We start from the raw sequence: 6,139 nt of genomic DNA on the forward strand, positions 1-6,139 counted from the left end.
CGGGAACGGACCTGACGTGACGGATAGCAAGACCTTCAGCATCTCGACGGCGATCTCCTACCCGAACGGCGCGCCGCATATCGGCCACGCCTACGAGGTGATCGCCACCGACGCCATCGCGCGCTTCAAGCGGCTGGACGGCTACGACGTGCTGTTCTCCACCGGCACCGACGAGCACGGGCTGAAGATCCAGCAGGCCGCGACGAAGGCCGGGATCGCCCCCCGCCAGTACGTCGAGGGCACCGCCGCCCCGTTCCGCGCGATGGCCGACCGGCTCGACTGCGCCTACGACCGCTTCATCCGCACCACGGAGGCCGAGCACTACGCCGCCGCCCAGGAACTCTGGCGCCGCATGGAGGTCAACGGCGACATCTACCTCGCCAAGTATGCCGGCTGGTACTCGGTCCGCGACGAGGCCTATTACGACGAGGACGAGACGGTGCTGCAGGCGGATGGCAGCCGCCGCTCCGCCAAGACAGACACGCCGGTCGAGTGGATGGAGGAGGAGAACTTCCTGTTCCGCCTCTCGGCCTATCAGGATCGGCTCTTGAAGCTCTACGCCGATCGGCCCGATTTCCTCGGGCCCGACACCCGGATGAACGAGGTGGCGAGCTTCGTGCGGGGCGGCCTCAACGACCTCTCGATCAGCCGCACCACCTTCGACTGGGGCGTGCCGGTGCCGGGCCATCCGGGCCACGTCATGTATGTCTGGGTCGACGCCCTGACGAACTATCTCACGGTCACGGGCTTCCCCGACGCGCAGGACCCGCGGAAGAAGTACTGGCCGATGGACCTGCACATCATCGGCAAGGACATCGTGCGCTTCCACGCGGTGTACTGGCCGGCCTTCCTGATGTCGGCCGGGTTGCCGCTGCCGAAGCGCGTGTTCGGCCACGGCTTCCTGCTCTCGAAGGGCGAGAAGATGTCGAAGTCGCTCGGCAACGTGGTCGACCCGCTCGACCTCGCCGAGACCTACGGGGTCGATCCGGTGCGCTACTTCGTGCTGCGCGAGGTGCCCTTCGGCGGCGACGGCAACTACAGCCACGACGGCATCATCAACCGCATCAACGCGGACCTTGCGAACGACCTCGGCAACCTCGCCCAGCGCTCGCTCTCGATGGTGGCGAAGAACTGCGGGGCCGCGGTGCCGGAGCCCGGTGCCCTCACGGAGGCCGACCGCGCCCTGCTCGACGCCGCAGGAGCGCTCCCCGAGAAGGCCCGCGCCGCCATGGACGTGCCGGCGCCCCACACGGCGCTCGCCGAGATCTGGGCCGTTGTGGCGGACGCCAACCGCTACTTCGCGGGCGAGGAGCCGTGGAAGCTCCGCAAGAGCGACCCCGCCCGGATGAACACCGTCCTGTACGTGACGCTGGAGACGCTGCGGCGGGTCGGCCTGCTGGTGCAGCCCTTCGTGCCTTCCGCGGCGGCCAAGCTCCTCGACCTGCTGGCGGTTCCGGCCGACCGGCGCATGCTCGAGGATGCGGGGGAGGGCGGTGATCTCGTCCCCGGCACGGCCCTGCCCGCGCCCGCCCCGATATTCCCGCGCTTCGAGAAGCCGGAAGCGCCCGCCGCCTGAGCGCGGAGGTCATGGATTCCAAAGGTCGAGACCTTTGGCGGGTGCAGGGCAGAGCCCTGCATTTGGAACCGCCGCCCCGGATTCGCCGGGTCGGAGAGGCCATCCCGGGGCTGCGCGCCCCGGGACCCCGCCCAAGGGCCTCGGGCCCTTGGGGATCCTGGGACTCGACCCACTTTCACGATAGCGACCCATGCTGATCGACAGCCACTGCCATCTCGACTTCCCCGAATTCGCCGCCGACCTGCCGGGCGTGATCGCCCGCGCCGAGGCGGCCGGCGTCGAGCGGATGCTCACCATCTCGACCCGCGTCGCCAAGGCCGGCACCTACCGGGCGATCGCCGAGGCGCACCGGCAAGTCTGGTTCACGGTCGGCACCCACCCGCATGGCGCCGCCGAGGAGCCCGACGTGGCGCCCGAGACCATCGCGGGGCTTGCCGCGCATCCGCGCTGCGTCGGCATCGGCGAGGCGGGGCTCGACTACCACTACGCCGACGCGGCGCCGGAAGCGGTGCAGGAGCGGGTGCTGCGCGCCCATATCGAGGCCGCCCGCCTCGCGGATCTGCCGCTCGTCATCCACGCCCGCGACGCCGACGACCACATGGAGCGGGTGCTCGCCGACGAGATGGCGCAAAGACCCTTCCGGGCGGTGCTGCACTGCTTCTCCTCCGGGGCGCGGCTGGCCGAGGCCGGCGTGGAACTCGGCCTGTTCGTATCGTTCTCCGGCATCGTCACCTTCCGGCGCTCGCACGAATTGCGCGACATCGCGAAGGCTGTTCCCCTCGACCGGATCCTCGTCGAGACCGACGCGCCGTTCCTCGCACCCGAGCCGCACCGCGGCCGCACCAACGAGCCGGCCTACACGGCCGACACCGCCCGCTCGCTTGCCGCGACCCTCGGCCTGGAGCCCGACGACTTCGCCCGCCGCACCACGGAAAACTTCTTCCAGTTGTTCGCGAAGGCGCGCCGGACGGAGACCGGGGCGTGACAGGCGCTGCCCCCCTCGGATACCACCCCTGAGGGAGGTCCGAATGGCGTCGCTGACCCTGCGTATCCTCGGCTGCGGTTCGTCCGGCGGCGTGCCGCGCGTCGGCTACGGCTGGGGCGCCTGCGATCCGGCCGATCCGCGCAACCGCCGCCGCCGCTGCTCGATCCTGGCCGAGCGGCGCGATGCGGGTGGCACCACCCGTGTGCTCGTCGACACCTCGCCGGACCTGCGCGAGCAGCTCCTCGACGCCGAGGTCCAGCGGCTCGACGCGGTGCTGTTCACCCACGCGCATGCCGACCACACCCACGGCATCGACGACCTGCGCCCGCTGGTGATCCAGATGCGGGCGCGCATCCCGGTCTACGCCGATGCGATCACGCGGGCGCTGCTCACCGCCCGCTTCGGCTACTGCTTCGAGACGCCGCCCGGCAGCGCCTACCCACCGATCCTCGACCTGCGTGTCCTCGACGAGCGCGCCGAGACCGAGATCGCGGGGGAGGGCGGGTGTCTCACCGCCGAGGCGCTGCCGGTGGAGCACGGCAACGAGGCGGCGCTCGGCTTCCGGTTCGGCCCGGCCGCCTACATGCCCGATGTCAGCCTCATCCCCGAGGCGGCCGAAGCGCGGTTGCGCGGGCTCGACCTCCTGATCATCGATGCCCTGCGCGAGACCCCGCACCCGACGCACTACTCGGTCACGGACGCCCTCGCGCTGATCGAGCGGGTGCGCCCGCGCCGGGCGGTTCTGACGAACCTGCACACGGATCTCGACTACCGGACGCTCGCGGACCGTCTGCCTGCTATCGTACAGCCCGCCTATGACGGCCTGAGCCTCGACGTGGATCTCTGAGCGGGCGCATCCGCTTCGCGAATTCGGAGCAGGGCGGAACGCACCTGTCACGCGCCCGTCGCGGATTTTCGCCAGCATCTGCGATTTGGGTGTTGACGGCGACGCGGCCGATCCGTATACCCCTGCTCATCGGCGCCGGCCGCGAGAGCGACCCGGGCGCTGACGCTTCTTCCGACAGTTCAGGCAGACGATCTGGCGCGAGCCGGGTGGTCCGCTGTTTTGTCGGCTGAAGGGTGTCGATCCCGACGATCCGGCCGCTTCGGTGGCTCCGAGAGGCGGGGTTGACAGGGGGAGACGAGGGCTCTAAACGCCCTCCACCGCTGAGACGGACCTGCCCTGAGGCCGGTCGGTAGCACGGTTCCTCCAGGCAGGCAAGCGGGTTTCGGGTGGACAGCCCGGTCGCTTGGGTGCCGGATCCAGGTTTCCTCCGGGGTTCGCCCCGGATCCAGCTGTCGCCCTCGGGTGCGTCTGGCGCTCTTTGACAAGTTGATCTGAGAAAGAGAAGCGTGGGCGGCGTCGTCCTTGCGGTCTCGGGGTTCTCGCGGCGCTGGCTTTGGCTGGTGCGTGGGGGTTCTGGGACGTGAGATGAGACGCTGGTTCCAAAGCTTCTTTAGGAGCTCCGGATTGCTGGAAACGGTGATCTGATGTGCTTCTGTCGATGATTTGTGATTGGTGTCATGATCAGCTCTTCAACTTGAGAGTTTGATCCTGGCTCAGAGCGAACGCTGGCGGCAGGCTTAACACATGCAAGTCGAACGCATCCTTCGGGGTGAGTGGCAGACGGGTGAGTAACACGTGGGAACGTGCCCTCCGGTTCGGGATAACTCAGGGAAACGTGAGCTAATACCGGATACGTGCTTAGGCAGAAAGGTTTACTGCCGGAGGATCGGCCCGCGTCTGATTAGCTAGTTGGTGGGGTAACGGCCTACCAAGGCGACGATCAGTAGCTGGTCTGAGAGGATGATCAGCCACACTGGGACTGAGACACGGCCCAGACTCCTACGGGAGGCAGCAGTGGGGAATATTGGACAATGGGCGCAAGCCTGATCCAGCCATGCCGCGTGAGTGATGACGGCCTTAGGGTTGTAAAGCTCTTTTCTCCGGGACGATAATGACGGTACCGGAGGAATAAGCCCCGGCTAACTTCGTGCCAGCAGCCGCGGTAATACGAAGGGGGCTAGCGTTGCTCGGAATCACTGGGCGTAAAGGGCGCGTAGGCGGCGTTTTAAGTCGGGGGTGAAAGCCTGTGGCTCAACCACAGAATGGCCTTCGATACTGGGACGCTTGAGTATGGTAGAGGTTGGTGGAACTGCGAGTGTAGAGGTGAAATTCGTAGATATTCGCAAGAACACCGGTGGCGAAGGCGGCCAACTGGACCATTACTGACGCTGAGGCGCGAAAGCGTGGGGAGCAAACAGGATTAGATACCCTGGTAGTCCACGCTGTAAACGATGAATGCTAGCTGTTGGGGTGCATGCACCGCAGTAGCGCAGCTAACGCATTAAGCATTCCGCCTGGGGAGTACGGTCGCAAGATTAAAACTCAAAGGAATTGACGGGGGCCCGCACAAGCGGTGGAGCATGTGGTTTAATTCGAAGCAACGCGCAGAACCTTACCATCCTTTGACATGGCAGGCTTGTTCCAGAGATGGATCGTTCCCTTCGGGGACCTGCACACAGGTGCTGCATGGCTGTCGTCAGCTCGTGTCGTGAGATGTTGGGTTAAGTCCCGCAACGAGCGCAACCCACGTCCTTAGTTGCCATCATTCAGTTGGGCACTCTAGGGAGACTGCCGGTGATAAGCCGCGAGGAAGGTGTGGATGACGTCAAGTCCTCATGGCCCTTACGGGATGGGCTACACACGTGCTACAATGGCGGTGACAGTGGGACGCGAAGGGGTGACCCTGAGCCAATCTCCAAAAGCCGTCTCAGTTCGGATTGCACTCTGCAACTCGAGTGCATGAAGGCGGAATCGCTAGTAATCGTGGATCAGCATGCCACGGTGAATACGTTCCCGGGCCTTGTACACACCGCCCGTCACACCATGGGAGTTGGTCTTACCCGACGGCGCTGCGCCAACCGCAAGGAGGCAGGCGACCACGGTAGGGTCAGCGACTGGGGTGAAGTCGTAACAAGGTAGCCGTAGGGGAACCTGCGGCTGGATCACCTCCTTTCTAAGGATGCTGTTTGCAGGATGACCGGCCTGTCCGGTCCGCTCCTCGTACGGCGTCATTTAGATACAGGGTCCAGTCAGGACCCATTTGGCGGGACGAAGCCGTCCTCGTTTCTCTTTCTCATCCGGACAAGCGGATCGCTGGTCGACAGCCGTTGCGTGCAGACGCGAGGCAGCACCGATCAGGCGACCAGCTCGGGCCTGTAGCTCAGGTGGTTAGAGCGCACCCCTGATAAGGGTGAGGTCGGACGTTCGAGTCGTCCCAGGCCCACCACGATCGGGTGCCATGCGCACCACTGACCATCACCGACTGCAGCTGACACCTTCGGGGACATAGCTCAGTTGGGAGAGCGCGTGCTTTGCAAGCATGAGGTCGTCGGTTCGATCCCGTCTGTCTCCACCATCCTCCACACGCTGCCTCGTTGGCGCGGGGAGGGGTGTCGAGCGGCCCAGTCCGGAATTCCAGTTTTGCGATACGCTGCGAGGCTTCGGCCCGGTGTGTCTGCAAAAACCAATCTGACATCGTGAAGAGGGAATGTGTGCCGGTTTGGCAGCGAGA

General features: G+C 65.7%; 3 protein-coding genes, 2 tRNA genes and 1 rRNA gene. All 6 read left to right on the top strand.

The features are described from left to right. The first annotated feature begins 16 nt into the window (after positions 1-16). A complete protein-coding gene (gene metG / locus DK427_RS17635) occupies positions 17-1,576 on the top strand; it encodes a methionine--tRNA ligase (protein ID WP_109952404.1) in 1,560 nt (519 codons plus the stop codon). Between the two features lie 190 nt (positions 1,577-1,766). Next, entirely contained in the window at positions 1,767-2,561 is a 795-nt protein-coding gene (locus DK427_RS17640; protein ID WP_109952405.1) for a TatD family hydrolase, read from the top strand. A gap of 43 nt (positions 2,562-2,604) precedes the next feature. Then, positions 2,605-3,408, top strand: a complete 804-nt coding sequence (locus DK427_RS17645) for an MBL fold metallo-hydrolase (RefSeq protein WP_109952406.1) — start codon at positions 2,605-2,607, stop codon at positions 3,406-3,408. Between the two features lie 690 nt (positions 3,409-4,098). Beyond that, a 16S ribosomal RNA gene (locus DK427_RS17650) occupies positions 4,099-5,581 on the top strand. 196 nt (positions 5,582-5,777) lie between these two features. Further along, positions 5,778-5,854, top strand: a tRNA-Ile gene (locus tag DK427_RS17655). Between the two features lie 53 nt (positions 5,855-5,907). Continuing rightward, positions 5,908-5,983 (top strand) — tRNA-Ala (locus DK427_RS17660). Positions 5,984-6,139: the final 156 nt, after the last annotated feature.

The sequence above is a fragment of the Methylobacterium radiodurans genome (assembly GCF_003173735.1).
Taxonomy (GTDB): domain Bacteria; phylum Pseudomonadota; class Alphaproteobacteria; order Rhizobiales; family Beijerinckiaceae; genus Methylobacterium; species Methylobacterium radiodurans.

Coding starts and splice junctions, on each gene's coding strand:
- DK427_RS17640 (WP_109952405.1), top strand. CDS start 1,767: ATGCTGATCGACAGCCACTGCCATCTCGACTTCCCCGAATTCGCCGCC.
- DK427_RS17645 (WP_109952406.1), top strand. CDS start 2,605: ATGGCGTCGCTGACCCTGCGTATCCTCGGCTGCGGTTCGTCCGGCGGC.